The sequence below is a fragment of the Methylomonas paludis genome, assembly GCF_018734325.1.
GTDB classification, from domain to species: Bacteria; Pseudomonadota; Gammaproteobacteria; order Methylococcales; family Methylomonadaceae; genus Methylomonas; species Methylomonas paludis.
In genome coordinates this window covers 2407830-2431015 of record NZ_CP073754.1, presented here as the reverse complement: position 1 = coordinate 2431015, position 23186 = coordinate 2407830, and the positions used below count along the sequence as shown (strand labels likewise).

General features: G+C 50.8%; 22 protein-coding genes. 11 read left to right on the top strand and 11 right to left on the bottom strand.

Translation table 11 applies throughout. From position 1 onward, the window contains the following. Positions 1 to 16: 16 nt before the first annotated feature. The 4 genes from KEF85_RS10950 to KEF85_RS10935 are packed head-to-tail and all read right to left on the bottom strand — an operon-like array spanning position 17 to position 3775. A complete protein-coding gene (locus tag KEF85_RS10950) occupies positions 17 to 481 on the bottom strand; it encodes a hypothetical protein (protein ID WP_215580456.1) in 465 nt (154 codons plus the stop codon). A gap of 24 nt (positions 482 to 505) precedes the next feature. Next, positions 506 to 2167, bottom strand: a complete 1662-nt coding sequence (locus tag KEF85_RS10945; protein ID WP_215580454.1) for a ShlB/FhaC/HecB family hemolysin secretion/activation protein — start codon at positions 2165 to 2167, stop codon at positions 506 to 508. Beyond that, the gene (locus KEF85_RS10940; RefSeq protein WP_215580452.1) at positions 2152 to 2826 is read right to left on the bottom strand and encodes a FecR family protein; all 675 of its coding nucleotides are present in this window, start codon (positions 2824 to 2826) and stop codon (positions 2152 to 2154) included. The genes KEF85_RS10945 and KEF85_RS10940 overlap by 16 nt, the downstream gene beginning before the upstream one ends. Positions 2827 to 2863: 37 nt before the next feature. Further along, positions 2864 to 3775, bottom strand: coding sequence for a hypothetical protein (locus KEF85_RS10935; RefSeq protein ID WP_215580450.1), 912 nt, complete (start codon positions 3773 to 3775; stop codon positions 2864 to 2866). A gap of 443 nt (positions 3776 to 4218) precedes the next feature. Between KEF85_RS10935 and KEF85_RS10930 the strand changes: the two genes are divergently transcribed. Continuing rightward, entirely contained in the window at positions 4219 to 4455 is a 237-nt protein-coding gene (locus KEF85_RS10930) for a sulfurtransferase TusA family protein (protein WP_215580448.1), read from the top strand. 102 nt (positions 4456 to 4557) lie between these two features. On the opposite strand, the gene KEF85_RS10925 is transcribed toward KEF85_RS10930, so the two are convergent. Continuing rightward, positions 4558 to 5391 (bottom strand): DUF1566 domain-containing protein, encoded by an 834-nt coding sequence (locus tag KEF85_RS10925; RefSeq protein ID WP_215580446.1) that lies wholly within the window; start codon positions 5389 to 5391, stop codon positions 4558 to 4560. Positions 5392 to 6078: 687 nt separating this feature from the next. On the opposite strand from KEF85_RS10925, the gene KEF85_RS10920 reads away from it, so the two are divergent. The 3 genes from KEF85_RS10920 to KEF85_RS10910 all read left to right on the top strand — a co-directional run bounded on the left by KEF85_RS10920 (position 6079) and on the right by KEF85_RS10910 (position 9282). Continuing rightward, a complete protein-coding gene (locus KEF85_RS10920; protein ID WP_215580444.1) occupies positions 6079 to 7371 on the top strand; it encodes a YadA family autotransporter adhesin in 1293 nt (430 codons plus the stop codon). Positions 7372 to 7543: 172 nt separating this feature from the next. Next, positions 7544 to 8737, top strand: a complete 1194-nt coding sequence (locus KEF85_RS10915) for a tetratricopeptide repeat protein (protein ID WP_215580442.1) — start codon at positions 7544 to 7546, stop codon at positions 8735 to 8737. Further along, positions 8734 to 9282 (top strand): hypothetical protein, encoded by a 549-nt coding sequence (locus KEF85_RS10910; protein WP_215580440.1) that lies wholly within the window; start codon positions 8734 to 8736, stop codon positions 9280 to 9282. Before KEF85_RS10915 ends, KEF85_RS10910 begins: the two co-directional genes overlap by 4 nt. A 102-nt stretch (positions 9283 to 9384) precedes the next feature. Here the strand turns inward: KEF85_RS10910 and KEF85_RS10905 are convergent, their stop codons facing one another. Further along, the gene (locus tag KEF85_RS10905; RefSeq protein ID WP_215580439.1) at positions 9385 to 10041 is read right to left on the bottom strand and encodes a histidinol-phosphatase; all 657 of its coding nucleotides are present in this window, start codon (positions 10039 to 10041) and stop codon (positions 9385 to 9387) included. A gap of 152 nt (positions 10042 to 10193) precedes the next feature. Between KEF85_RS10905 and KEF85_RS10900 the strand changes: the two genes are divergently transcribed. After that, a complete protein-coding gene (locus KEF85_RS10900; RefSeq protein WP_215580437.1) occupies positions 10194 to 10718 on the top strand; it encodes an RNA pyrophosphohydrolase in 525 nt (174 codons plus the stop codon). Positions 10719 to 10743: 25 nt separating this feature from the next. Here the strand turns inward: KEF85_RS10900 and cpdA are convergent, their stop codons facing one another. Continuing rightward, positions 10744 to 11526, bottom strand: a complete 783-nt coding sequence (cpdA, locus tag KEF85_RS10895; protein ID WP_246534882.1) for a 3',5'-cyclic-AMP phosphodiesterase — start codon at positions 11524 to 11526, stop codon at positions 10744 to 10746. A gap of 239 nt (positions 11527 to 11765) precedes the next feature. On the opposite strand from cpdA, the gene KEF85_RS10890 reads away from it, so the two are divergent. The 4 genes from KEF85_RS10890 (at position 11766) to KEF85_RS10875 (ending at position 15594) form a co-directional block, all read left to right on the top strand. Further along, positions 11766 to 12731, top strand: coding sequence for a PQQ-dependent catabolism-associated beta-propeller protein (locus KEF85_RS10890; RefSeq protein ID WP_215580435.1), 966 nt, complete (start codon positions 11766 to 11768; stop codon positions 12729 to 12731). Next, entirely contained in the window at positions 12728 to 13465 is a 738-nt protein-coding gene (locus KEF85_RS10885) for an ABC transporter ATP-binding protein (RefSeq protein ID WP_215580433.1), read from the top strand. The genes KEF85_RS10890 and KEF85_RS10885 overlap by 4 nt, the downstream gene beginning before the upstream one ends. After that, positions 13462 to 14271: an ABC transporter permease gene (locus KEF85_RS10880; RefSeq protein ID WP_215580431.1), complete on the top strand. Its 810-nt coding sequence runs from the start codon at positions 13462 to 13464 to the stop codon at positions 14269 to 14271. Before KEF85_RS10885 ends, KEF85_RS10880 begins: the two co-directional genes overlap by 4 nt. Positions 14272 to 14553: 282 nt before the next feature. Beyond that, the gene (locus tag KEF85_RS10875; protein ID WP_215580429.1) at positions 14554 to 15594 is read left to right on the top strand and encodes an OmpA family protein; all 1041 of its coding nucleotides are present in this window, start codon (positions 14554 to 14556) and stop codon (positions 15592 to 15594) included. A gap of 622 nt (positions 15595 to 16216) precedes the next feature. On the opposite strand, the gene KEF85_RS10870 is transcribed toward KEF85_RS10875, so the two are convergent. From KEF85_RS10870 to KEF85_RS10855, 4 genes are all read right to left on the bottom strand, one after another. Next, positions 16217 to 17923 carry an AAA family ATPase gene (locus KEF85_RS10870; protein ID WP_215580427.1) on the bottom strand — a complete coding sequence of 569 codons (1707 nt, stop codon included), beginning with the start codon at positions 17921 to 17923 and terminating at the stop codon, positions 16217 to 16219. Beyond that, positions 17892 to 19262: a (Fe-S)-binding protein gene (locus KEF85_RS10865; RefSeq protein WP_215580425.1), complete on the bottom strand. Its 1371-nt coding sequence runs from the start codon at positions 19260 to 19262 to the stop codon at positions 17892 to 17894. Before KEF85_RS10865 ends, KEF85_RS10870 begins: the two co-directional genes overlap by 32 nt. A 127-nt stretch (positions 19263 to 19389) precedes the next feature. Continuing rightward, a complete protein-coding gene (locus tag KEF85_RS10860) occupies positions 19390 to 20046 on the bottom strand; it encodes an alpha-ketoglutarate-dependent dioxygenase AlkB family protein (protein ID WP_246534880.1) in 657 nt (218 codons plus the stop codon). Continuing rightward, entirely contained in the window at positions 19968 to 20363 is a 396-nt protein-coding gene (locus KEF85_RS10855; protein ID WP_215580424.1) for a bacteriohemerythrin, read from the bottom strand. Before KEF85_RS10855 ends, KEF85_RS10860 begins: the two co-directional genes overlap by 79 nt. 173 nt (positions 20364 to 20536) lie before the next feature. On the opposite strand from KEF85_RS10855, the gene KEF85_RS10850 reads away from it, so the two are divergent. Next, on the top strand, positions 20537 to 21277 hold the full coding sequence (locus KEF85_RS10850; protein WP_215580422.1) for a hypothetical protein: 741 nt from the start codon (positions 20537 to 20539) through the stop codon (positions 21275 to 21277). A gap of 160 nt (positions 21278 to 21437) precedes the next feature. Continuing rightward, on the top strand, positions 21438 to 23156 hold the full coding sequence (locus KEF85_RS10845; RefSeq protein ID WP_215580420.1) for a L,D-transpeptidase family protein: 1719 nt from the start codon (positions 21438 to 21440) through the stop codon (positions 23154 to 23156). The last annotated feature ends 30 nt before the right edge of the window (positions 23157 to 23186 follow it).

Sequence of the window (23186 nt, the reverse complement as noted above, 5' to 3'; positions counted from 1 at the left end):
ACCTGACCCCATTTTTTTAATTCTTTACTTCGGCGGCATAACGGGCCAGCAACTGCGGCTGGTTAGGCTGCCAAATGTCGGTGATAAACGTGCTCAGCGGTTTTTTATAACGGCCTAGGGATTTATCCAGCACAAAGCTGACCACGGCAATATTGTCCATATTACGTACCGTCAGATTGCGGATATGATAAGTGCCGGTTTGCTGGCGCTGCAGGGACAGCCAGGCGCTTTTGCTGAGTGGATCAGGGCTCTCGGTGGATTGATAGCTAAAATTGTCTGCGACCACCAGCGCCTGCGGGTCTTGCGAATACACGGCATTGATAAGCCGGTATTCCAGCGCAGTGTAGCGGCTGATCTCGGTGCCGGCCGCGGGCAGGGTAGGGGCGGGCTGCACCGGATCGGTCGCCCAACAGTGGTCCGGCACCAGCAGCGCGGTCCAAATCAGACCCAGCCATAAGGTTTTGGAAAAATGATGGGGCATTTTCGGTATCAACTAAAGATGGTCTTAAAATGAATAAGGCAGATATACTGAGAGATGACCCCGCACATCACCATCGGGATGCGAAGCGGCACCACTCAGCACATAAGAACCGTCGAACTTTAATTGCAGAGATTGATTAAAGCCCAGGCGGATACCAAAGCCGACACTGTTTAAATCCAGAGCTTGCTTTCTTTCTCCATTCAAGGCGTTATTCTGCCCCGCCCCATAATCATAAAACACCAGGCCGCGTAAATGGTCGCCCAACTTGGTCAGCTCAGCCAGATCAGGGCCGTAAATTTCATTATTCAGCACAAAACCGGTATCTCTGGTCACTTCGCGCTCCCAAAACCCGCGCACCATGGTGCTGCCTGCCAGGGAAAACTGTTCGGCATACACCAAAGCATCAGGGCTGAACTGACCGTTACCGGCCAGGCGCAATTGCCAGTCTTCAACCAACAAGGCATTGAAGTTAAACCCGCTGCGGAACACATTATACTCGGCAGGCGCACCACCGCCACCGTTGAGAGCGGGACGCAGCTGAGTAAAATCGTTTTGACTGCCGTGCGCCATACCGGGCAGATTATGAGCGCCCAGCAGATAAAAACTCAGGGTTTGAGCTTGCCAGCTGAATTGGCCGCTGTAATTAACACTCAGCGGCATTAAGCTGATTTCATGTCCGGATGGCCCGCAAGCCTGGCTGCCAAATACGCCTATCGTACAATGGTTATTGAATTGCCGGTAATTATAACCGGCTACCAAACGATGGCTGTACTCACCCCAGCGCGGCAGCAGCAAATTGTAATTAAGTGCATAAATTTCACCGCTGCCGGCAAACTGTAGCGGCCCGGCCACGGTATCGGTGGAAGAATTGCCGACATCGGATTTGGCCGCACTAATGTCCAGCGAATCACCCCAGCCGTATAAAGGAATCCGGTAACTGCCGCTAAATAAATTAACATGGGTCGGCGATTCAATTGGGGTGATATAGTTAAAAGTGCCGACATGATCCCGGCCCCATAAATTGGCATGTTGTAAGCCAAACCCCATCCGATATTCACCGGTCAGCGCCGTACCGGTATTATCGATTGTGGTATAGGCCTTGCGCGGCGGCAGACCGCTGACTTTCACTGTCGCGTCCAACTGGGTTTTGTCGGCGCCGGGGCTGAGTACCACTGCCATTTTGCGGGCCGGATTTTCATTGGCCAATTGAATATTTTGCGAGATATCCACGCTGCGCAATAACAGCCCGGATTGCAGAGCCGGCAGATTGGCGCGTATTTTCGACTCTGGATAAAATGCCCGTAACGACTCCGGCTGGTATTCAACATGAATGTCCGCCAATATAGGCTCAATCACGCTAAAGCGGATGATGCCGGCATTTAACTCCTGGGCCGGCACACTCACCACAGCTTCACCATAGCCTTGATCCCGGTAAAATTGCTGTAAAGTTTCCAGCGCCTTCTGAATGTCAGCAAACCTGCGGCCCGGTCCCAGAAAGGGTAGCAGTTGGGCTTGCAACTGGGCATCCGTCAAAACATGATTACCTTCAATGACAAAACCCTGAATAGCAATATCCACCGACTTGGCGGCAGCCAGTGCCGGGTTTGGATTCAGACAGTTTAATAAGCATAGAGTCAGGTAAAATAACTTGCGCTGCTTATAGGCGGCGGTTAAGGAATCGTACATTGTCCATTGTGGTGATTCGGATCCGGACGATTACCATGACCGCTATCAGGTATGATATGTGGCGGTATGGTAATTTGAATACCTTGCTGACTGCTGACCTGAGCCGGTTCATGTTCCGGGTCAGCCACAAAGGCAAACTCACCGGCAGCCACTCTAAGTTCGCCGCCGCTGTTTTGCAGCGCAATAGCCCCTTCCAGCACATCCACATGCAAACCATTAGCTAAAGGCTTACCGCTGACGGTAGGGATTTCGCTGCAATCGTCCTGACAAAACAGCAGACCGTAATGAGTGCCGCGTATGCCTATGGTGGCCACCGGCGTGATTAGCTGATCTTGGTCCGGTACCTTGTGACCGATTTCTCCGGTAATTTTCCGCAAACTGCCCTTGATTAGCCGTAATAGTATACTGCCCAGTTCGGCCTGTTGATTAGGGTATTTGAAACTTTCGATGGTAAGGCTGGAATTGGGGCGCAGCACCACTTCGCTTTGGTCAATAAATTTAAGTCGGGCGTAACTATTGGCCTCGGTGCTGAGCACATCATTTTCAAACACTGCCGAGCTTTCTGCCAACAGGGCTGCGTTACCGTCAGCATGTTGCGCCGACAGCGTGCCCTGCAAATCACTGATAGTGGCTACCACATCATTGGCAACTGCTGGCATCTGGCAGGCCAACAGCACAAAAAAGACAAAGGCTGCCTTAACGGCAATGGGGGAGTTTATGCTCATCGGCCGGAATATTATGATGGGCTGTGCCGCCATGTATGCCGGCAGATAGGGATTTTTCGGCCTTATTTGCCAGACCGACTCGTTGTGGTGAGGATAGTAAATTAGTTGTGCCGGAGGCCGACCAATAATTGGCATCGGCACCACTACTCAAATGTTGTTCCTGTAATTCGGCTTGTTGAGTGTCGCTATCATTATCACCCAGATAACCCAGCGAGGTTTTGGCATAGTTGTTAGCCAAATTGGTGCCGGTCACCACAGTCTGTTCCAGTAATTTGGTGGGAGAGTCATCATTACCGTGTTTTAAATGCTCTAAATATTCCAAGTTACCATCTTCAATTTCATGTGTATTGGTGCCGGCTGTCACGGCAGGGCTTGAACTTAAAGTTAGGCTGGTTTGAGCGCTGGTCGCTGCCAAGCTAGTTGCAGCAGAGGCTGTAGCGGTGGTCAAGCTGCTTGCAGTTGCTGGGCTGGCCGTCAAAAATACTTTGCCGTTGTCATCGCTGCTCAGTTGCTCAGCATTAGCCGGTGCGCTGTGTTTAATAACCGCACCAACCAGGCCATAGGTCTGAGTGTCGTTCAATAATTGACCAAGGTGCGCGGATTGATCGGCTAAGCCAGCCACATGTGCAGAGATGCCAGGCAGCGCTGGATCATGGATGTCAGTGGCCGATTGTTGGGTATGCTCGGATAAAAAGTCCGGGCTGCCGGTCTGCTGGCTTGCCGCCATCTTATGCGCGGCAGCGCTTAAATCAGTGTGATGGTTGAAGCTGAGATCAGTTTCAACCATTGGATCAACATAGGGAAAGGCCCATGCGGCGCCGGACAAAGGCAGTAGCCCACAACCGGCTGTGCTGATCAGCAAACTAAAGCTTAAACGTTTCATTTCTATCATCATCAGCGAAGGGTAGTTGCTTAGCATAAAAAACTTATGTTACCGTTATATGAAATAGGCTGACGATAATCCGCTCTGGGTAAAATCTGCCCTAATTCCCTTGTTATCAAGGTGGACTCCAGAACCTGCCAATATTCAATGACAGGACAGGCTAAAAACTTTACGGTAGATAACGTTTAATTTGCCGGTAGCATAATGATATCAAAGTCAGTTAATTCAAAGTATAGTCTATTTACAGATAATAATCAGGGTTATTTATATTAGCCAAACCGGCCAATATACCCATGCGCCACTTTAAAAAAACCGCAATTATTCGGCATGATTAAGCCGGTTTAGCGATTTAGAATAAAAGGGTGGTCAGCGCTAGTCTAAGGTTTTTCCAGAACAGGTGTTAATGATATTATAAGCACCATTAATCGGCATAAGTAATAACCATGACTACCATAGAATACGATTTTGAAGTTGATGCCAGCGGTTTACAGTGTCCCTTGCCGCTGCTCAGGCTAAAAAAAGCCATTATGGAAATTGATAGCGGCAAAATAGTTAAAGTAATCGCTACCGATCCGGCTGCACATCTGGATTTTGGCGTTTATTTGGATCAGGCAGGGCATATCGCCCTTAAGATACATAAAGAATCGGAAAAACAGATTTTTTATATCAAGAAAAAATAATTGCCCAAGCTAAAGCTGAAAAACTCATTGCCTTCAGGTTAGCCATCAATCACAGGGTAGCCAAGGCTACCCTGTAAGATATTTCTGAGCAAATAAAAACAGTTAAATGGCTTTGCTGCGCAGACTGCGGTGTTTGAAACCCAGCATGGTCAATAAGGCTAAGCTTAACATCCAGGTCGTTGAGGTTTCCGGTACAGCAGTCGCACCAAACCAAGCATAAAACAGGGTGGTCTTGTTTTCGTTAAACTGCAGGCCTTGGGAGGTATCAAATGCCCAGGCATCGTGAAGATAGTTGCTGTATTCTGTGCCGGTCCAATAGAAGCCGCTGGCTAAATTGGTGAAAGCGTCAGGCTGACCATTTGCGGCATTGGTAAAGTTAGGGTCGGCTGTCCCGGTCCAGCTTGAATTATGGGCAGGAGTAGATTGGTTCAGGTAGAGGTTGGGATTGGCCAGTTCGGCATTATAAAGATAGGCCAGATAGGATGAAGTGCTGCTGGTATTGTAACCAAAATCGGTACTGCCGTTATAGCTGAGACCACCGATATTCAGTGGGGTTACGCTAGGCAATGTCCAGGTGGTATGACCAAGATAATCAATATTATTCAGATAACCAATAAAAGCTTGGGCCGCCCACCAGTCTAACTGGCCTGTGGTGGTATCAAATTCAGTAGGGTTCAGGGTATGGGTGCCGGTACCGCCGTCACTAACTTGGCCGCCATTCGCGCTGATCACGGTATTAACAAAACTACTGGCATTACCTGATTTAGTCGCCAAGGTCAGAAACAGATTGGCGTCTTTTGCCCAGGCGAAGGACAGCGCACTGTCTATTACCAAGCCGTATCCGTAATCGGTCAGCGTTGCCTGTGCCGGGACACTGCATGTCGCCAGCACAATCGCCGTGCCTAGCAGGCACTTTTTGTATTTAGGTTGTCTCATGGCAATCTTCTCCATCTTCACAGGTTAAGTTTTAGTTTCAAGTTATTTGATGAGTTAAATAAATTTATAACCATAGCGATTAGCAAGCGGAAAGTCGGTGTATATCGACATTACCGTGCTTCCTGCACACAAGCCAGTCTAGGGTCAAAAGTTATTCTTGCCTCAATTAATCTGTCATTGATTTTGAGAATTCGCCCTGATTCTTTATTTAAGGTAGTCCGCATATGCGCCGACTAAATTTTCTCTTAGTGCGATGTTAATCAATCCGGTAGTGCCTTGTCAAGCAAAAAACTTAATCAGCCGGGTTTTTTTTTAAAGGTTCATATATGCCGCTGGTGATGGGGTTTCGGTGCGGTTTAGAGTTGTCAGGAGCCTTAGAATATAAGGTGTTATATAGGGTGGTACCCGACGCGCCTGCTTCTAAACTAAGTTGGCTGGCCTAAATATTTGGATAATATTAAACCATATTACTTTTTTTAAAGATTAAAATAATTATCTGGTTTTTTTTTGCAAAAATGTCGGCAAAATTACTTGCAGCTTATGTCGTGATTAATGTATATTCCAAGCTAGGATTAAGTTGCCAATTATTGGATTTGCCTGCTTTGGCTCGGCAAGCAGCTAAATACAAAACGATATATTGTAAGCCATATTAAAGTTTTTTTTCAAACTTATCAGGGGATCTATCTTATGTGTAGTACTAAATTCAAGCGCAAGTCAATTGCCGCCGCTATCGCAATGCTGTCTATGTCTTTTGCACAGAATGCATCTGCATTAACAGACACCTCGCTAACAATTACCAATAACGGCAGTAGCGCCACTAATAGTATCCAGGCTCAGGGGCAAAATGCCGTCAACAATATTTCGGCTTTGGGTGTGGGTAGTTCAAATGTCATTCAGTCCGATGCGGTTTCTGGTACCAATGATATCGAAGGTCACACAACTCAGATCGGTTACACTACTACAGGTTCAGTTACCACCATAGGTAATCCGGATTTAAGCTCCATCAATACCGTACAGGGCAGCACCAATGCCATCACTGCCGGTGGTGCCAATAGCATTACCGCAGGTAGTACCAATACCATCACTGCCGCTACGGGTAACACCATCACCACCACCAGCGGTGATAACAGCATTACCGCCAGTGCCGGTGCCAATACCATTACCGCTGCCACCACCAACACCATTACCGCCGCAAGCAATGTTATTTCGGCTACCACCAACACCATTACCGGCACCACCAATATTAACGCCAGCAGCAATAACGCCACTAATATCAATACCGGCACCAGCACTGGTGCAGTGGCGATAGGCAATGCTGCCAATACCACCAGCCTGGCCGGCGGCACCAATACTGTCGGTGACAGCAGCAGCTATGCCACCACCAATAACATCGGCACTGGCGCTGCCAACGGCAGTACCAACAATATCGGTAACAGCAATACCGCCACCACGGTTAATGTGGCTGCCGGCAATAGCTCTATATCCTTGGCCAACGGTTCGGCATCTTTAGCGCTGCACAGCAACGGCAAAACCGCCGGTGTAGTGGTCAGCGATGCTCAGACCGTAATTTCCGGTGGCCTGAATTCACCGACCAGCTTGACACTTAACGGCAGTGGCGCAACATTTGCCGGCAGTTCTGGTCAACCGGTGCAATTACATAATATTGCCGCCGGTACCCAAGGCACCGATGCGGTTAACGTCAACCAGTTGAATCAGGTTTCCACGGCGCTGACTCAGAACTCCAATAGAGCCTACAGCGGTATCGCTCAAGTAGCTGCCATGCAGGCTGTACCAAGTCCAGTGGGCGGCAAAAAATACTCTCTGGGTATGGGCGGCGGCTTTTATTACGGCCAACAAGCGATTGCCTTTGGCGGTAAAGCCATTGTCGGTGATCATCTGACTGTTGGTGCCAGCGTAGCCACCGGTTTTGGCAGCAATGGCGATATGGCCACCTCTTTAGGTGCCGGCTATAGCTGGTAATTGTTGATATCGCCTTCCCAGTTGCCCGGCAACTGGGATAAGCCAGTCAAAACCACCTCTTCGCTACTCGAAAAGGTGGTTTTTTTTGCGCTTAACACTGGCTGTATTGTCTGATTGAACACTGAGCCGGTACAATGCCAGACCAACAATCCATACCCAATATGAGTAAATTATGTTAATTCGCTTGGTATCCTTAATTACTTTATCCGCCTTACTGGCGGCTTGTAATCAGAAAGCCGCCACTGAGCTGAGCCCGCAATCAGTGTTGGCGTCCTGCCAAAAAGCCTTGGCGGCCAAGGATAATAATACCGCAGCCAACGATTGTTTATTTGCCCAACTCTGGCTGGCCCACGTCCAGCCCGAATCCAGCAGTCACGCCGAATCACTGACTGCGCTGGGCGATTATCTACTCAATAGCAATGTTAAAGCGGCCGGCGAAAATTATCAAAAAGCCCTGGTCATCCAGGAAAAATTGGTGCAGGATCCGGCCCAGCTTACCCAGCTGGAACTTAAACTGGCCAAGACCTACTCTCTGAGCGGGCAATGGCCGGCGGCGGAGCTGGCTTTAAAAAAAGTATTACGTCAGCTTGATGCCGGCAAAGACAAAGATACCCTGGAAATCGCCGATGTGTTAAACCGCCTGGGGGTGGTGGAATTACAGCAAAAGCTGCTGGCAGATGCCGAACAAGCGCTGCGCCGCTCTTTGACCATCCGCGAAGCCCATATGAATGCCAGCGACGCCGGATTGGGTGAAACTTATAATAATCTCGGTTATATGTATGAGGCCATGGGCAGAACCGTCGACGCAGACGGTTTTTACCGTAAGGCTATCGCCAATCAGGAGTCTGCTGCTGAACCCAGATATCAAGCCCTTTACGATGCTTTGACCAATCTGGCGGCATTATTGCAAAAACAGGGCAAGCTGCAGGAGTCCGAACCGGTTTGGAAAAAATTATTAACAGTCGCCGAAACCGGGTTCGGTAAAGACAGTGTCCAGTATGCCACTGCTCTCAATAATCTGGGCTTGCTGGGCTTGGCGGCGCGTAATTATCCGGCGGCGGAAAAATTTCTGCAGGAAGCCTCAACCATCTGTGAAAAAAAATTGGGTATCAATAATTTATTAACGGCCGAAGTGGCCAATAATCTGGCGGTAGCCCTGGCAAATCAGGATAAACACAGCCAGGCTGAAGCACCGATGCGGCAGTCTGCCGCCACCACCCAGGCCTTACTGGGTGCAAACAGCAGCTTGGCCCAACAGCGTTGGTCCAGCCTGATTAATCTGGAAAACAGCCTGGGAGTCCGGTCAGTTGCCGCAGGACAAAAACAGCCGGTGCCGGCAAGCAACAGCAAAGGTGGCAGAAAATGATTTCCACATCCCCATATAGCCTTAAACCAGTGGCCCAGGTGCTGATGGTATTATACCTGGCAGCGACCAGCCTAAAACTCAGTGCCGAGCCAGACCAGAAAGCCGCGCCGGAACCCAATGTGTTAACCAAAGCCATGACTCAGGCCGGTGTCGTGTATTGCCGGGATCATGTGCAAAAAGTTTCCGATTTCCTGACCAAAGGCAGTGAAAGCGGCGTCAGCCTGCAATTACCAGTGGATCATGTCAATGATCATCTGGTCTCAGCCTCACTGGAAGTGCTGGATAATTCGGCCGTGTTTTATGCCAATATGGATTTTTCGCCGCTGGTGGCTTACGGCTGCGACGCCAGTTTCGAGATCGTCATGTACTGGCCGGACAAATGCGATACCGTGGCCAAAACCCAATTCAGCGAAGCCAAAAACAGCGGAAAATTGCGCAAGCACATCAGCTTGTTGACCTACGGTGATAATTTACAGATCTTCCTGATGCCGGCCGGCCCAGGCTGCGTTTCCATCAAAAAACAAACCTTATTCGATAAATTCTAAAAAATGGGGTCAGGTTACATTAATTTAACGCAGTCGGGGTAGGGCGTTTTCACAGCGTGCTCTGGCGAGTCTGGACAGCAAAACGCCAGACACCCTCACAGCTTAATTGCGTAAACTAATCACCGGCCAATTAGCGCTTTGGGCGGCTTGTAATAAAATCTCGTCAGGATCGACCGCAACCGGATGATCAACCAGTTTCAACAAAGGCAGATCGTTATGCGAGTCGCTGTAAAACCAGCTGTCCTGCAAAGTCTCAGTCGAGCTATCCAGCCAATTGCGTAAATGCACGACTTTGCCTTCCTGAAAACACGGCACATCAATATATTTGCCGGTGTAGCGGCCTTTGCTGAATTCCGGCGTAGTGGCCAGCAGATTATCAATACCGTACAACTTGACGATGGGCTCGGTGACAAAACGGTTAGTGGCGGTAATTACCAGCAGCGTATCACCCTGGGCGCGGTGCCGCTCCACCAGAGCTTGGGCTTCCGGCAGCAGTATTGGTTTAATGATGGTATCAACAAATTCATCACGCCAGCGGTAGAGCTGGGCAGGGTCGTGCAAGGCCAATGGTGCCAGCGAAAACCGCAAAAACTCCACAATATCCAGCGTGCCGTGCTTGTAATCGGCGTAAAATTTTTTATTGGCGGTCTCATAATAGGCCTGATCAACTATACCGTGATCAACCAGAAATTGGCCCCATAAATAATCGCTATCATTAGCAATCAGCGTATTATCCAAATCAAAAATAGCTAAACTCACTGTAAAAACCCGTTGTTGTAAATAAAAGAAAGCAGATGATGGCTTTAACCGCATATTTGTGGAACAATTGCACCATAATTTTAATTGTCGGCTGGTTTTAATTCTAACATTAGCAGTTTAAAACCAGCCGTAAGAATACAGGTTTTTTTGACATGATAGACTCGAAAGGATACCGGCCCAATGTCGGCATTATCCTTTGCAATGACCAGGGTCGGGTGTTTTGGGCCAAGCGCAAAGGCGCTAATTCATGGCAATTTCCGCAAGGCGGAATAGATTGCGATGAAGATCCGGAAACCGCGATGTATCGGGAGTTGTGGGAAGAAACTGGCTTACGCGCCGAGCATGTGCAAATGCTTGGCCGCACCCGCTACTGGTTGCGCTATAAGCTGCCGGATAAATACGTGCGCAAAAATTCCATGCCCTTGTGCATAGGCCAGAAACAAATCTGGTTTATCCTGCGCCTGTTAAGCGATGAAACCAATGTGCGTTTCGATTGCGGACACAAGCAGGAATTTGATAACTGGAAATGGGTGGAATACTGGTATCCCTTAAAAGACGTAGTGTATTTTAAGCGCCGGGTTTACCGCAAAGCCCTGGATGAATTAGGCATGTTGTTAGTGGACGACGAAGTGCAGGTCAATGCGGAAAGTTATCTGGCCGGTCGCCACCAGCTTTAAATTATGTAGGGCGGTTCACCGCTAATTAATAACCATGCATCCGGCAGTCTAAGCCTTGCAGCGGCTCCGTCAATCTAAAACAAGCCGATGTCAGCGTGCCATCACTTTTCAACTGGAAAACCCGGTAGCCGGGCGGCGTATCGGTCACCGCAAACGCCACCGATAGCGGTTTAAATTCAAAACAGGTAGCCGGTGCGGCAAAATACCAAATGCCGTCTATCTGCCGGGCCAGTTCCTGATGAATATGGCCAAAAGTCACGGCTTTTACCTGATGATGCTGTGCCAGCACGTCCAGCAGAACAGCGCTATTGCGGATTTGCATGGTATCCAGCCAGGTGCTGCCGCTGGCAATACAGGGATGATGTACCGCAATCAGACAGGGCAGTTGCGGATGGGCTGCCAGACTGTGCTGTAAAAAATCAAGTTGCTCATCAGCCAGCTCGCCTGCCGGGCTGTCCACAATCTGACTGTTCAGACAAATGATCTGCCAACCCTGTTTTTGCATAGCCTGCCGGCAACTGACCAAACCGGTATTGAGCTGAACTTGCATCAAGCCAAAATCATCATGGTTGCCGGGCAGGCACAGCGTTTCGGTGTCATAGCGCTGCAGAGTCTGGGCAATCCGTTGATAACTGGCCGCGCCGGGCTGCTGGGCCAGATCGCCGCTGACCAGAATCAAATCAAAGCGGCCATGCGCCAGATGCGCCTGTTTTAGCACTTGCTGAAAATAATACTGGGTATTCACCCCCAGCAAAGTATCATTTTCATCCGCCATAATATGCAGATCGGAAATTTGCAGAATTTTCAAAGCAGACCTGGGTAAGGTTTAAATATCAGACTATTATAACCGCCTACATCAGCTTTTTTGTATAGTTCCCATAGGCATAAATGCAACACAGCCACGTAGGGCGGATTCGCCGCCAGCAATCCGCCTGACGGTTTGGGCGCGACTCGCCAGAGCACGAAGTGAAAACGCCCTACATCAGGCAAACAGGTATAATTAGCGCCGGATTACAGACCCTTTCGCAACAGAATTTAGGCAACACCATGCAACTGATAAAAATGGCCGGATTCACTATGGCCGCTATGTATACCACCGTATTACCAGCCGAAACCGTATTTGTCAGCCTGGAAAAGGATAATGCCATTGCCGTTGTCCAGTCCCAGGATGGCGTATTGCAAAAAACCGTTAACGTAGGCCAGCGCCCCAGAGGCCTGGCGCTGAGCCCGGATGCCAAATTCCTGTATGTGGCCACCAGCGACGAAAACACCATTAAAATTCTGGATAGCAATAGTTTGCAGGAAATTGGCCGGCTGCCGTCCGGTGAAGATCCGGAAACCTTTGCCGTTAGCCCGGACGGCAAATTGATGTATGTCTCCAACGAGGATGACAGCGCCGTCACCGTCATAGATATTGCCGCCAAAAAAGCCCTGCAGCAAATCAAGGTTGGGGTAGAGCCGGAAGGTATTACCGTCAGCCCCGATAACCGCTGGTTGATCAGTGCATCGGAAACCACCAATATGCTGCACTGGATAGATATCAAAACCCGGCAAATCGTCGAAAACACCCTGGTCGACCCCCGGCCGCGTGCTGCCGCCTTTACTGCCGACAGCCAGCAACTGTGGGCCACCTCCGAAATGGCCGGCACCGTCATGGTGCTGGATACCGCCACCCGCCAGATCCAGCATAGCTTAAAGCTGGAAGTACCGGGGCTGAGTGCCGACCTGATCCAGCCGGTCGGAGTAGTGATAGACGCCGAGCGACATTATGCCTATGTAGCGCTGGGCCCGGCCAACCGGGTGGCGGTGATCAATGCCCAAACCTATCAGGTCGAAAAACTGCTGCTGGTTGGTCAACGAGTCTGGAATCTGGCGTTCTCGCCCGATCAAAAACGCCTGTATACCACCAATGGCGTCAGCAATGATATTTCCATCATTGATCTGACTGAACAAAAAGTGCTTAAATCCGTCGCGGTAGGCCGTTACCCCTGGGGTGTGGCGGTTAAACCATGAGCCGCTACGCATTGAATATAGCCGAGCTGAGTTTTGCCTATGGCCAGAAAAAAGCCTTGGACAACGTCAATATCCAGGTCGAGCCAGGCGAATGCACCATATTATTAGGCCCGAACGGGGCCGGCAAGAGCACCTTGTTTGCCTTGATCACCCGCTTGTACGACAGCCGCTTGGGCCGGATAGAACTGTGCGGCTATGATGTTAAAACCAATAGCCGCCAGGCCCTGGCCAAACTGGGTGTCGTGTTCCAGCAAACCACCCTGGACCCAGATTTAAGCGTCACCCAGAATTTACGCTACCATGCCGCCCTGCATGGCCTATCCCAAAAAACCGCTGATTTGCGCATCCAGGAAGAACTGGAACGCCTGGACATGTATGAACGCCGCCATGAAAAAGTCCGCCAATTGAACGGCGGCCATAAACGCCGGGTGGAAATTGCCAGAGCTTTGCTGCATAAACCCAGCTTGCTGCTGCTGGATGAGCCTAGCGTGGGGCTGGATGTGCCCAGCCGCGAAGTCATCGTCCGCCATGTCCACCAACTGGCTGGCCGGCAAAATCTGGCGGTATTATGGGCCACCCATCTGTTTGATGAAATCGGTGCGGATGACAGTCTGGTCGTACTGGATAAAGGCGTGGTCAAGGCCCAGGGTAAACTCAGCAGCGTCTTGTCAGCCACCGGCACCAGCAGCGCCGGACAGTTGTTCTCACAATTAACCCAGGGCAAAAGCTCATGAAAATTTTGCATTACTGGCGGGCGCTGTCCGGTATCGTCGGGCGGGAAATATTAAGATTTTTACACCAGCGCGAACGCTTTATTTCCGCACTGGTGCGGCCTTTAGTCTGGCTGTTTGTGTTTGCCGCCGGTTTTCGGGCCGCCTTGGGCGTAGCCATCAGCCCGCCTTATGAAACCTATATACTTTACGAAGTCTATATCACGCCGGGACTGATCGGCATGATCCAGTTATTCAACGGCATGCAGAGTTCATTATCAATGGTTTACGACCGGGAAATGGGCAGTATGCGCATGTTAATGGTGTGTCCCTTGCCGCGCTGGTTTTTATTGTGCAGCAAGCTCATCGCCGGCACCGCCGTATCGGTACTGCAGGCCTATGCCTTTTTGGCTATTGCCTGGGCCTATGACATCCGCGCCCCACTGGCCGGCTATCTCTATATATTACCGGCCCTGCTGATCTCCGGCATGATGCTGGGTGCCTTAGGTCTGCTGTTGTCCTCGTTCATCAAACAACTGGAAAACTTTGCCGGGGTAATGAATTTCGTGATTTTTCCGCTGTTTTTTATGTCCACCGCCCTGTATCCACTGTGGAAAATCAAGGAATCCAGCACTGTGTTGTACCAGTTGGCCCAGTACAATCCGTTTTCCCAGGCCGTAGAGTTAATCCGATTCGCCCTGTACGAACAATTCAACCTCACCGCCTTAATCTTTACCGCCGGCGCCTTCCTGATTTTTATGACCGCTGCGATCATGGGGTATAACCCATCAAAAGGCATGATGGTCCGTAAAGGCGGTGGCCCCGAATAATCCGCCATAAAATCCGCCTAACTAGCCGATTTTTAACTAATGTGTTATTTTTTGTAAATTATGTAGTGATAAAGCAACAAAATGCTATCGGTTTTGGTTTTTTTATTGTATAGTTTGAACTGTATCGATTAATAGCATGATCTTAAAGGTTTTGCTGTTGCCCAGACTTGAAATTCCTGATAGCGTAGCAGGTGACAGCTTGGGCAAACTAATCATTTTGCAACTGGTAGCCGGCAGTTGGTGCGATTAACTGAATTCAAACTTTTTATAGGGTAGGTAAATATGCAAAGAAATAAATTAATCCCGTTACTAGCCATTATTGGCGCCGGTGTACTGCCGTCAGCTCATGCTGATCAGTTTCTGGACAACCGCTGGTATGCAGCTCCATTTGCGTCATATATACGTGCCGGCGGCGACCGTGATTCCAAAGACGGTTTCGGCGGCGGTTTGGCTGTTGGTAAAATCCTTAACGAACAATTCAATGTGGAATTAAGAGGTTTTTATAACGGTTTAAACGGCAAGCAGGGCAATTGGAACCTGGAAGGCGGCACCGTTGATTTGCAATACTACTTTACCCGTAACAAATTTGCCCCTTATGCCGTGTTGGCAGCAGGTGGTCTGAATACCTGCGTATCCGCAACTTGCGGCGCCGGTATCCTGGCTGAAGGCGGTGTGGGTTTCACCTACGAAGTACACGATAACTTCCTGTTACGCAGTGATGTACGTTATCGTTACAACAACAACTATCATATCCAACCGGGCAACACCGACTACAACGATATGGTGGTCAACGTTGGTTTTGTAATTCCTTTCGGTGAAAAACCTAAAGCAGTTGCTAAATTGGACATTCCAGCCCCAGCGCCTGCCCCGGTTGTAGCAGACTGCTCAACTAAAGACAGCGATGCTGACGGCGTCAACGATTGCCTGGATAAATGCCCTAACACCCTTAAAGGCAGCAAAGTTGATTTCAACGGTTGCCCAGTCAGGCTGATCCTGAAAGGCCAAAACTTCAAACATGATTCAGCAGAATTGACGCCAGAGTCCAAACTGATCCTGGATGAAGTGGCTGCCAGCCTGAATTCATACCCAGAGAAAAATGAGATTGAAGTTCAAGGCCACACCAGCAGCGAAGGCAGCGATGCTTACAACCTGAAATTATCCCAAAAACGGGCTAACTCAGTGGTAGCGTATCTGAAATCCAAAGCAGTTACCAACAAACTGACTGCTAAAGGTTTTGGCGAATCTCAACCGATTGCCGACAACAAAACCGAAGCCGGCAGATCTGAAAACCGCCGTGTAGAGCTGATCTGGATCACCAACTAATCCCGATCACGCCGGTTTAATCGGCACAAAACAAAGGGGCGGTTCATCCGCCCCTTTTTTTTACCCAAAAAAAATGGGGTCAGGTACAATTTACAAATGTTTGCGTAATAGCGGATGCCTGCGCCCTCGATATTGTAGAATGTGCTAAACCCAGTGCAGCGCATCATTCAAAGCCAAGTACTCGTGTAAAAGAACAGCTGTTTTGTGTCGTTGTAGCCTCGATGTAACGCAGTGGAATCGAGGGATTCGCAGCGTAACCTTCCCCCCGCGAAGTTACCTGTAGAATGTGCTAAACCCAGTGCAGCGCATCATTCAAAGCCAAGTACTCGTTTAAAAGAACAGCTGTTTTGTGTCGTTGTAGCCTCGATGTAACGCAGTGGAATCGAGGGATTCGCAGCGTAACCTTCCCCCCCGCGAAGTTACCTGTAGGATGTGCTAAACCCAGTGCGGCGCATCATTCGAAGCCAAGTACTCGTTTAAAAGAACAGCTGTTTTGTGTCGTTGTAGCCTCGATGTAACGCAGTGGAATCGAGGGATTCGCAGCGTAACCTTCATCAAACGCAGCTTATAGCTATTTACAATGGCCTCTGAAAAAATGAAAAAATTTCCAACCCCCAAAACCCTAATCCGCAATATAAGCTATCTCCAGCCCCCGAAACACCGAACAGCGCTTAAATACTTCCAAATCCAGCGGCAACTGTTTTTGCTGGCAGAACTTGGCGACCAGTTTGGTCAGTCCCTTGATATCGCGCCCGGTGGCACCCGGAAAGCACACCGCCAGATCAGCAATCAGCTGTTCATCCAGCGCCAAACCAAATTGTTCCGCCATCACCCGCCAGATTTTGCGCCGGTCTTCGGCATTGGGCGCATGATATTTAATCATGGCGATACAGCGCGAGATAATGGCTTCGTCAATATCATCCACCCGATTGGTGGTCAGAAACAGCAGACCGTTGAAATATTCCAGCACCCGTAAAAACACCCCAACCACCGCATTGGTAGCCAGATTATCGTTGCGGCGCTTGATATAGACATCGGCTTCGTCAATCAGCATCACCGCCCCCCAGCGCTGGGCGCGGATCAGGGTGTCCTTCAGCACTTTTTCCATCTCCGCCACATTCAAACCCAGTTGCCCGGAATGCACCCGGTATAAAGGTCGTTTAATGATTTCCGAATAAACCTCGGCAGTCAGGGTTTTACCCACCCCCGCCGGTCCGGCGCATAACACCGTAGTGCCACCGGATTTACCGGCCACAATATCGTCCATCAGCATATCCATTTCCGCCGTCAAAATGTCGATCAAATCGGTTTGTTCCGGCGGCAGAATCAGCTTCTGCTTCAGTTCCGGCTGATACCGGTAAGGCTCAATATCATCCACATGCACCCAGACATGATGATGCAATTCCAGATGAAACATCAGGATATAGCCATGCACCGGCAACTCAGTAAATGCGCCGGCGGGAATATCAGCCTTGCTGGCGGCCACCGCATCTTCGGCTTTGCAGTCATAGCGCATACTATTGCCGGCTTTACGCAAATACTTGCCCAGAATATCCCCGGACGCCTCCAGACTCAGCGCCCGGTCATTGATGATATTCTCATCATTCACCAGCCGGCAGGCCCCGCCGCCGGAAGACAGCACCACCGTGTTTTTGCGGGTCCAGTCGCTGCTGCGGTGGCTGGCGCTGGGGTCTTCGGCATAAATCCCGGTACCCCAGCCGGAAAACTGCTCACCGTAACGGCCCCGCCAGTCGAAATAGCGCTGCGCCACCTCGGCGTAACCGCCAATCAACTCTGGCGTTTCGCGTAAAAACCCCTTGGCGGCAAACATTTCCGCAATCGTCACCCCGGCAATATCTTTACCGCGTATCAGCAGCTGTTCCACCTGGATCTTGCCTTTGGAGTTGGCTTTCAACTCCACGATAATCCGCCCGGCTTCTTCCTCGCCCGGCGGCGTATAGTCCAGCCGAGTGATCAGATAGGCGCTGGTGCGGCCTTTAGCATCAGCCTGAAACAGCCAGCCGCGTATGGCAGAGTCGATCAGATACCGGGCCAGGGCCGGCAGAAACTGTTCCAGCTGCTCGGCTGTCCAGCGCTGGGTATCGGCAGTCATGGCCTGCTGTAAACTACCCAGCAGCGTAGCCTGATGCTGCATACCGGTGTCGGGCTGAGCATACAACTCCTGCAGAAAAGTCCATTCGTTGGCAGCCAGCTGCCGATAACTGACTTCAGCCTTATTACCCAAACGCAGCTGTTCCTGCAGTGGGCTCAGATGCGGAAATTCCGTCAGCAGGGCGTTAACGTAGCGGCGTTCTATCTGTAATTTCATCAGCTCTCTCCGGGGGTTGGGCAATGGCGGCGTACAACAGTTCGGCAATGTGTCGGGCCGGGCCGAAACCGCCGTGGTCAATTTGTAACTGGCAGGAAAAACCATTAGCGATAATGCCGGCCTCTGGTTCGGCACGCAGCGCCGGAAACAAAGCTTGTTCGGCCATTTCCTGAGCCTGGGCATAATGTTCGCTTTCCAGACCAAAATGGCCGGCCATCCCGCAGCAGGACGTTTCCACCAATTCAAAATCCAGACCGGCCACACTTTTCAGCACTTTGCGCATCGACTTCATCGCCCCCACCGCTTTTTGATGGCAATGGCCATGCACCAGCAGGCGCTGGCCGTTACTGGTAAAGGCCAGCGGCCAGCGTTGGGCGGTTTGCTCACGGGCGATGAACTCTTCCAGCAGAAACACCCGTTCCGCCAGTTTCGGCGCATTTGGCCCCAGGCCCAGTTTCAGATATTCATCGCGTAAACTTAAAATACAGGACGGCTCCAGGCCGATAATCCAGCGCCCGGCCTCGATATGCGGTTGCAGCGCCGCCAATAATTGGTGCGCCTGGTGACGGGCTTCCGGGATCATGCCGTTGGCAAAATAGGTACGGCCACAGCACAGCGCCTGCTGTTCCCCCGCAGGATTGCTCAGCGTAAACACCGTATATTGAGCGGCACTGAGCAAATCCAGAGCCGCCTGGGCGGCCTGAGGGTGAAAATGGCGATTAAAAGTATCGACAAACAACACCACTTCCGGACGTGATTCAGCGCCGGCCAGCGTCACCGCTGCGGCGCGAAACGCCGCTTGCGGGCTGGGCAAGCGCATTTGCGGGGCAATGCCCAGCCTGCGCCCGGCGCTGCTGATCAGACGACTGCGATTGCGCCAGCTAATCAAGGTAGCAGTCAGCGGCCAGTTTAATAATTTGGGCAAATTGGCAAACAGCCGGCTGCGGAGCGACAGGCCGTTTTTTTTCCGAACCTGGGCCAGATATTCAGCTTTAATAGTGGCCATATCAACCGCATTTTCACATTCGCGCTGGCAGCCTTTGCAACTAACGCATAAGCTCATGGCTTCGGCCAGTTCCGGGCTGAACAGGGCAGGGCTGTCACTATCGGCATTCAAGGCGGATTTCAGCAGTTTTACCCGGCCACCCGGAGACAGCAAAGGATTTTGACTGATACGGAAGCTGGGACACATCACGCCTTTGCCATCGCGTTCGCACTGGCGGCTGGCAATGCACACCGCCACGGCTTTACCGAAATCGCCGCCCTGTTTGGGGATATCGGCATAAGCATCACCCATGCCGGCATTTTCGTAAGCAGACCAGTCCAGTTGCAGTTTCATGAGCTCAGCTAAAATCCAAATATCAAACATCAAGCAAAATTAACGCCAGTGCTTAACTAATTGAATTTAATAGCAGGGTAATGCTAAAACTGTGTCGCAAAGCCGACAATCGCTCTGGGGTAGTGGCTTAGCCTGTGGCCGGGCCGGGCAATACTTTGCGAAACGTTAAATTGATTCTGCCGCCAACCGGCTCGGCGCTGCCGGGTACACTATGCAGCCAGTGGTGCTGAAATTCAGGCTGCATCACCAGCAGGCTGCCGTCGCTCAATAGCAGCGAGCCGTGGCGGGCAGATTTTTTCTGCCGGTAAGCAAACTGACGGCTGGCGCCGAAACTCAGCGAAGCGATCAGCGGCTGGGGGCCTAGTTCCGGCTCGTCATCAGCGTGCCAGCCCACATAATCATCACCGTCCCGGTAATAATTGACCAGCACCGCATTAAAACCGGCTTGCAGATAATCCTCAAGCTGCTGTCTAAGTTCAGTCAGCAACGGACTCCAGGGCCGGGTTTCCAGCAAATTATTACTATAGCTGTAAACGATGCCGGGATCAGCATGCCAGGTCTGTAAGCGCGGCAGGGTAAACTGGCGGCCGGCCACCAGATAATGATTGTCCGGCCAATTCTGTTCCGTTACCAGGCGCTGATAAATCTGCCGACACTGTGCCGCCGGGTAAAACCCTGCAATTAAACTCAGCGCAGAACCCGGCATTAACGGGGCGATCTGGTTTTGATATGGCTGACCAAAGCGCTGTCCATAGTGCTGATGTGCAACACAAACCACTGGCACAGGCGTTCTCTGGCAAAAACCCGGCCAAAGCTGATCAGGCCTTTATTGACTCTGAGCTGAAATTGTTTGAATTCGCCCAGCACCCGCTGATGTTCTGCCTGATGATCGGCGGCTCCCGGATATTCATGGCTGGTCATCAAATCATCCTCCATCTCAAAATGCGCTTCGGTTAACCGGTATAATTCCTGAAAATGCGCCGGAAAATCGGCATTATCCACCTGTTCCAGTGACTTTAATAAATCGTAAAACTGCTGATGATCCTGATCAATTTCGCTGTGATCAAGCTGGTCGAGGTTGTCATGGGTAAACCAGTTCATAAATCCCTAAATAATCAATTATTAAAATCCAGTCCGCATAGAACCTTTTCACTGCAAGCTCAAGCGATTCGCTGTACCGCCACCCGTAGCCTCGATGCAACGCAGTGGAATCGAGGACTTCGCAGCACAACCTCAATCAAATCAGCATCAGCACAATTCAACCACACCACGCAATGGTCTACCATAACCAATATCACCGCCCCCGTAGCCTCGATGCAACGCAGTGGAATCGAGGAGTTCACCGCACAACCTCAATCAAACCAGCATCAGCGCAATTCAACCACACCACGCAACGGTCTACCATAACCAATATCATCACCACCCGTAGCCTCGATGCAACGCAGTGGAATCGAGGAATTCACCGCACAACCCCAATCAAACCAGCATCAGCACAATTCAACCACACCACGCAATGGTCTACCATAACCTACATCAGCGCCACCCGTAGCCTCGATGCAACGCAGTGGAATCGAGGAATTCACCGCACAACCTCAATCAAACCAGCATCAGCGCAATTCAACCACACCACGCAACGGTCTACCATAACCAATATCACCGCCATCCGTAGCCTCGATGCAACGCAGTGGAATCGAGGAATTCACCGCACAACCTCAATCAAACCAGCATCAGCACAATTCAACCACGCCACGCAATGGTCTACCATAACCAATATCACCGCCATCCGTAGCCTCGATGCAACGCAGTGGAATCGAGGAATTCACCGCACAACCTCAATCAAACCAGCATCAGCGCAATTCAACCACACCACGCAATGGTCTACCATAACCTACATCACCGCCACCCGTAGCCTCGATGCAACGCAGTGGAATCGAGGAATTCGCAGCGCAGCCTCAATCAAACCAGCATCAGTACAATTCAACAATGCTTCAACCATTAGCCCAAACATACCCTAAATTATCGGAATTACCAGGTCAAGTATAGTGCCTGACCGGCAAATATTGATTCCTTAATTGGGCAACTGGCTAAAATTTGCATTGCAAAACAAGCCTAGCAGTGTTTTCATAGTCACCATTGACTGCCATATCCGTTAATTTGCCAACCCAGGCTAGCGAAATGCCTATTTCCAAAATATCCCGCGACCGGAAGTTTTTCTGGTTATCCGTGTCCTGCCTATTGTTATGGCTGGCGGCTGCGCCTGGCGTTCAGGCCGGTGCCGATGCCAATCTGAGCCGGGCGCTCAGCAACCTGCTCAGCGGTAAACAGCCGCCCCTATTGCAGGATATGGATTTCCCCCGTTATCAAAAAGAGCTGGGCCTGCTGTATCGCAGCAATGCCATGCAATTGGTCTGGGTCGGGCCGGGCGGATCGCAAACCAATTTGCAGGACGCCCTGCAGGTGCTGCAAAATGCCGAAGCCGATGGCTTAAATCCCTTAAATTATGCCGCCGAACGCCTGCAGCATTATTTTCAGGACCTGGCCGTGCAGCCCAATACCGATCTGCAAACCCTGGCCAGCTATGATATGGCCTTGTCACTGGCCTTATTGAGCTATCTTCACGATGTGCACCAAGGCCGGGTAGACCCGCGCGGTTTTAACTATCCGGAAACATTCGGCGTTAACAGCCTGTTTGACGCGGTACGGGTGTTAAAAACCCATATCGACCAGCAAACCCTGCACCGCTTACCCGACGATGTGGCACCAAAAACCTATCAATACCAACAATTGAAACAGGCCCTGGCTTATTATCGCCACCAAGCCGAGGCCGAGCCGCCGGCGGATTTGCAGTTTACCAAAACCCTGCATCCCGGAGAAGAAGACGAACATTTGCCGGAATTGCGCCTGCGCCTGCAGGAACTGGGTGAACTGTCCGCCGCCCAGCTTGCCGACATCGCGGCAAATGTCAGCCGTTACGACGAAGCCACCACCGCTGCGGTGATGCGCCTCCAGCAACAGCAAGGCCTGCATGCCGATGGCGTCATCGGCAGACAAACCCAGGCCTTGCTCAATCTCAAACCCAAACAAAAAATCGCCCTGATCAAATTGGCACTGGAGCGCTTGCGCTGGTTGCCCAAACAACCCGATGGTCGTTTGATCGTGGTGAATATTCCGGCTTTTCAATTATGGGCGTTTAATTCCCCGGAAGATCAAAATGCTTTAACCATGAAAGTCATCGTGGGCAAGACCGGCGACACCCAAACCCCCATACTGTGGGAGCAAATGAATGCGCTGGAATTCATGCCGTACTGGAATATTCCCAAAAGCATCATGGACAAAGAGATTCTGCCCAAACTCAAATCCGACAAACGCTATCTGGCGGCTCAAGACATCGAACTGGTGGAGCGCTTTGCTGAAGACGACAGCGATCTCACCCTGGACCCGCTGGATCATTTACAACACGGCTTGCTGCGCGCCAGACAACGGCCCGGCGACAAAAACCCCCTGGGTAAAGTCAAGTTTATTTTCCCCAATAAAGCCGATATCTATATGCACGACACCCCAGGCCGTGGCGCTTTCAACCGGGACCGGCGGGATTTGAGCCACGGCTGTGTGCGAGTTGCCGAGCCGGCCAAGCTGGCCGAATTTGTGCTGGGCAATCAAACCGGCTGGGATAAACAAACCATAGAACAGGCCATGTCCGGGCCAAAAACCCAGCGCGTCACCCTTAAAAAAACCGTACCGGTGCTGTTTTTTTATAACACCGCTTACGCCGGCCAGGACAACAAACTGCGCTTTTATCCCGATATTTACGGCTATGACGAGCAACTGCAGTCAGCCATTAACAAATCCAATCTGGCAGTCAAGATCGAAAAGTCTGTGGCAAGTGACGGCTGAAGGCCAGTGATTTTAAGATTAGCTTAGCGG

Bases quoted from the DNA above. Each gene is read 5' to 3' on its own strand.
- KEF85_RS10950 (WP_215580456.1), bottom strand. From the start codon at position 481: ATGCCCCATCATTTTTCCAAAACCTTATGGCTGGGTCTGATTTGGACC.
- KEF85_RS10945 (WP_215580454.1), bottom strand. From the start codon at position 2,167: ATGTACGATTCCTTAACCGCCGCCTATAAGCAGCGCAAGTTATTTTAC.
- KEF85_RS10940 (WP_215580452.1), bottom strand. From the start codon at position 2,826: ATGCCAGCAGTTGCCAATGATGTGGTAGCCACTATCAGTGATTTGCAG.
- KEF85_RS10935 (WP_215580450.1), bottom strand. From the start codon at position 3,775: ATGAAACGTTTAAGCTTTAGTTTGCTGATCAGCACAGCCGGTTGTGGG.
- KEF85_RS10930 (WP_215580448.1), top strand. From the start codon at position 4,219: ATGACTACCATAGAATACGATTTTGAAGTTGATGCCAGCGGTTTACAG.
- KEF85_RS10925 (WP_215580446.1), bottom strand. From the start codon at position 5,391: ATGAGACAACCTAAATACAAAAAGTGCCTGCTAGGCACGGCGATTGTG.
- KEF85_RS10920 (WP_215580444.1), top strand. From the start codon at position 6,079: ATGTGTAGTACTAAATTCAAGCGCAAGTCAATTGCCGCCGCTATCGCA.
- KEF85_RS10915 (WP_215580442.1), top strand. From the start codon at position 7,544: ATGTTAATTCGCTTGGTATCCTTAATTACTTTATCCGCCTTACTGGCG.
- KEF85_RS10910 (WP_215580440.1), top strand. From the start codon at position 8,734: ATGATTTCCACATCCCCATATAGCCTTAAACCAGTGGCCCAGGTGCTG.
- KEF85_RS10900 (WP_215580437.1), top strand. From the start codon at position 10,194: ATGATAGACTCGAAAGGATACCGGCCCAATGTCGGCATTATCCTTTGC.
- KEF85_RS10890 (WP_215580435.1), top strand. From the start codon at position 11,766: ATGCAACTGATAAAAATGGCCGGATTCACTATGGCCGCTATGTATACC.
- KEF85_RS10885 (WP_215580433.1), top strand. From the start codon at position 12,728: ATGAGCCGCTACGCATTGAATATAGCCGAGCTGAGTTTTGCCTATGGC.
- KEF85_RS10880 (WP_215580431.1), top strand. From the start codon at position 13,462: ATGAAAATTTTGCATTACTGGCGGGCGCTGTCCGGTATCGTCGGGCGG.
- KEF85_RS10875 (WP_215580429.1), top strand. From the start codon at position 14,554: ATGCAAAGAAATAAATTAATCCCGTTACTAGCCATTATTGGCGCCGGT.
- KEF85_RS10870 (WP_215580427.1), bottom strand. From the start codon at position 17,923: ATGAAATTACAGATAGAACGCCGCTACGTTAACGCCCTGCTGACGGAA.
- KEF85_RS10865 (WP_215580425.1), bottom strand. From the start codon at position 19,262: ATGAAACTGCAACTGGACTGGTCTGCTTACGAAAATGCCGGCATGGGT.
- KEF85_RS10855 (WP_215580424.1), bottom strand. From the start codon at position 20,363: ATGAACTGGTTTACCCATGACAACCTCGACCAGCTTGATCACAGCGAA.
- KEF85_RS10850 (WP_215580422.1), top strand. From the start codon at position 20,537: ATGGTCTACCATAACCAATATCACCGCCCCCGTAGCCTCGATGCAACG.
- KEF85_RS10845 (WP_215580420.1), top strand. From the start codon at position 21,438: ATGCCTATTTCCAAAATATCCCGCGACCGGAAGTTTTTCTGGTTATCC.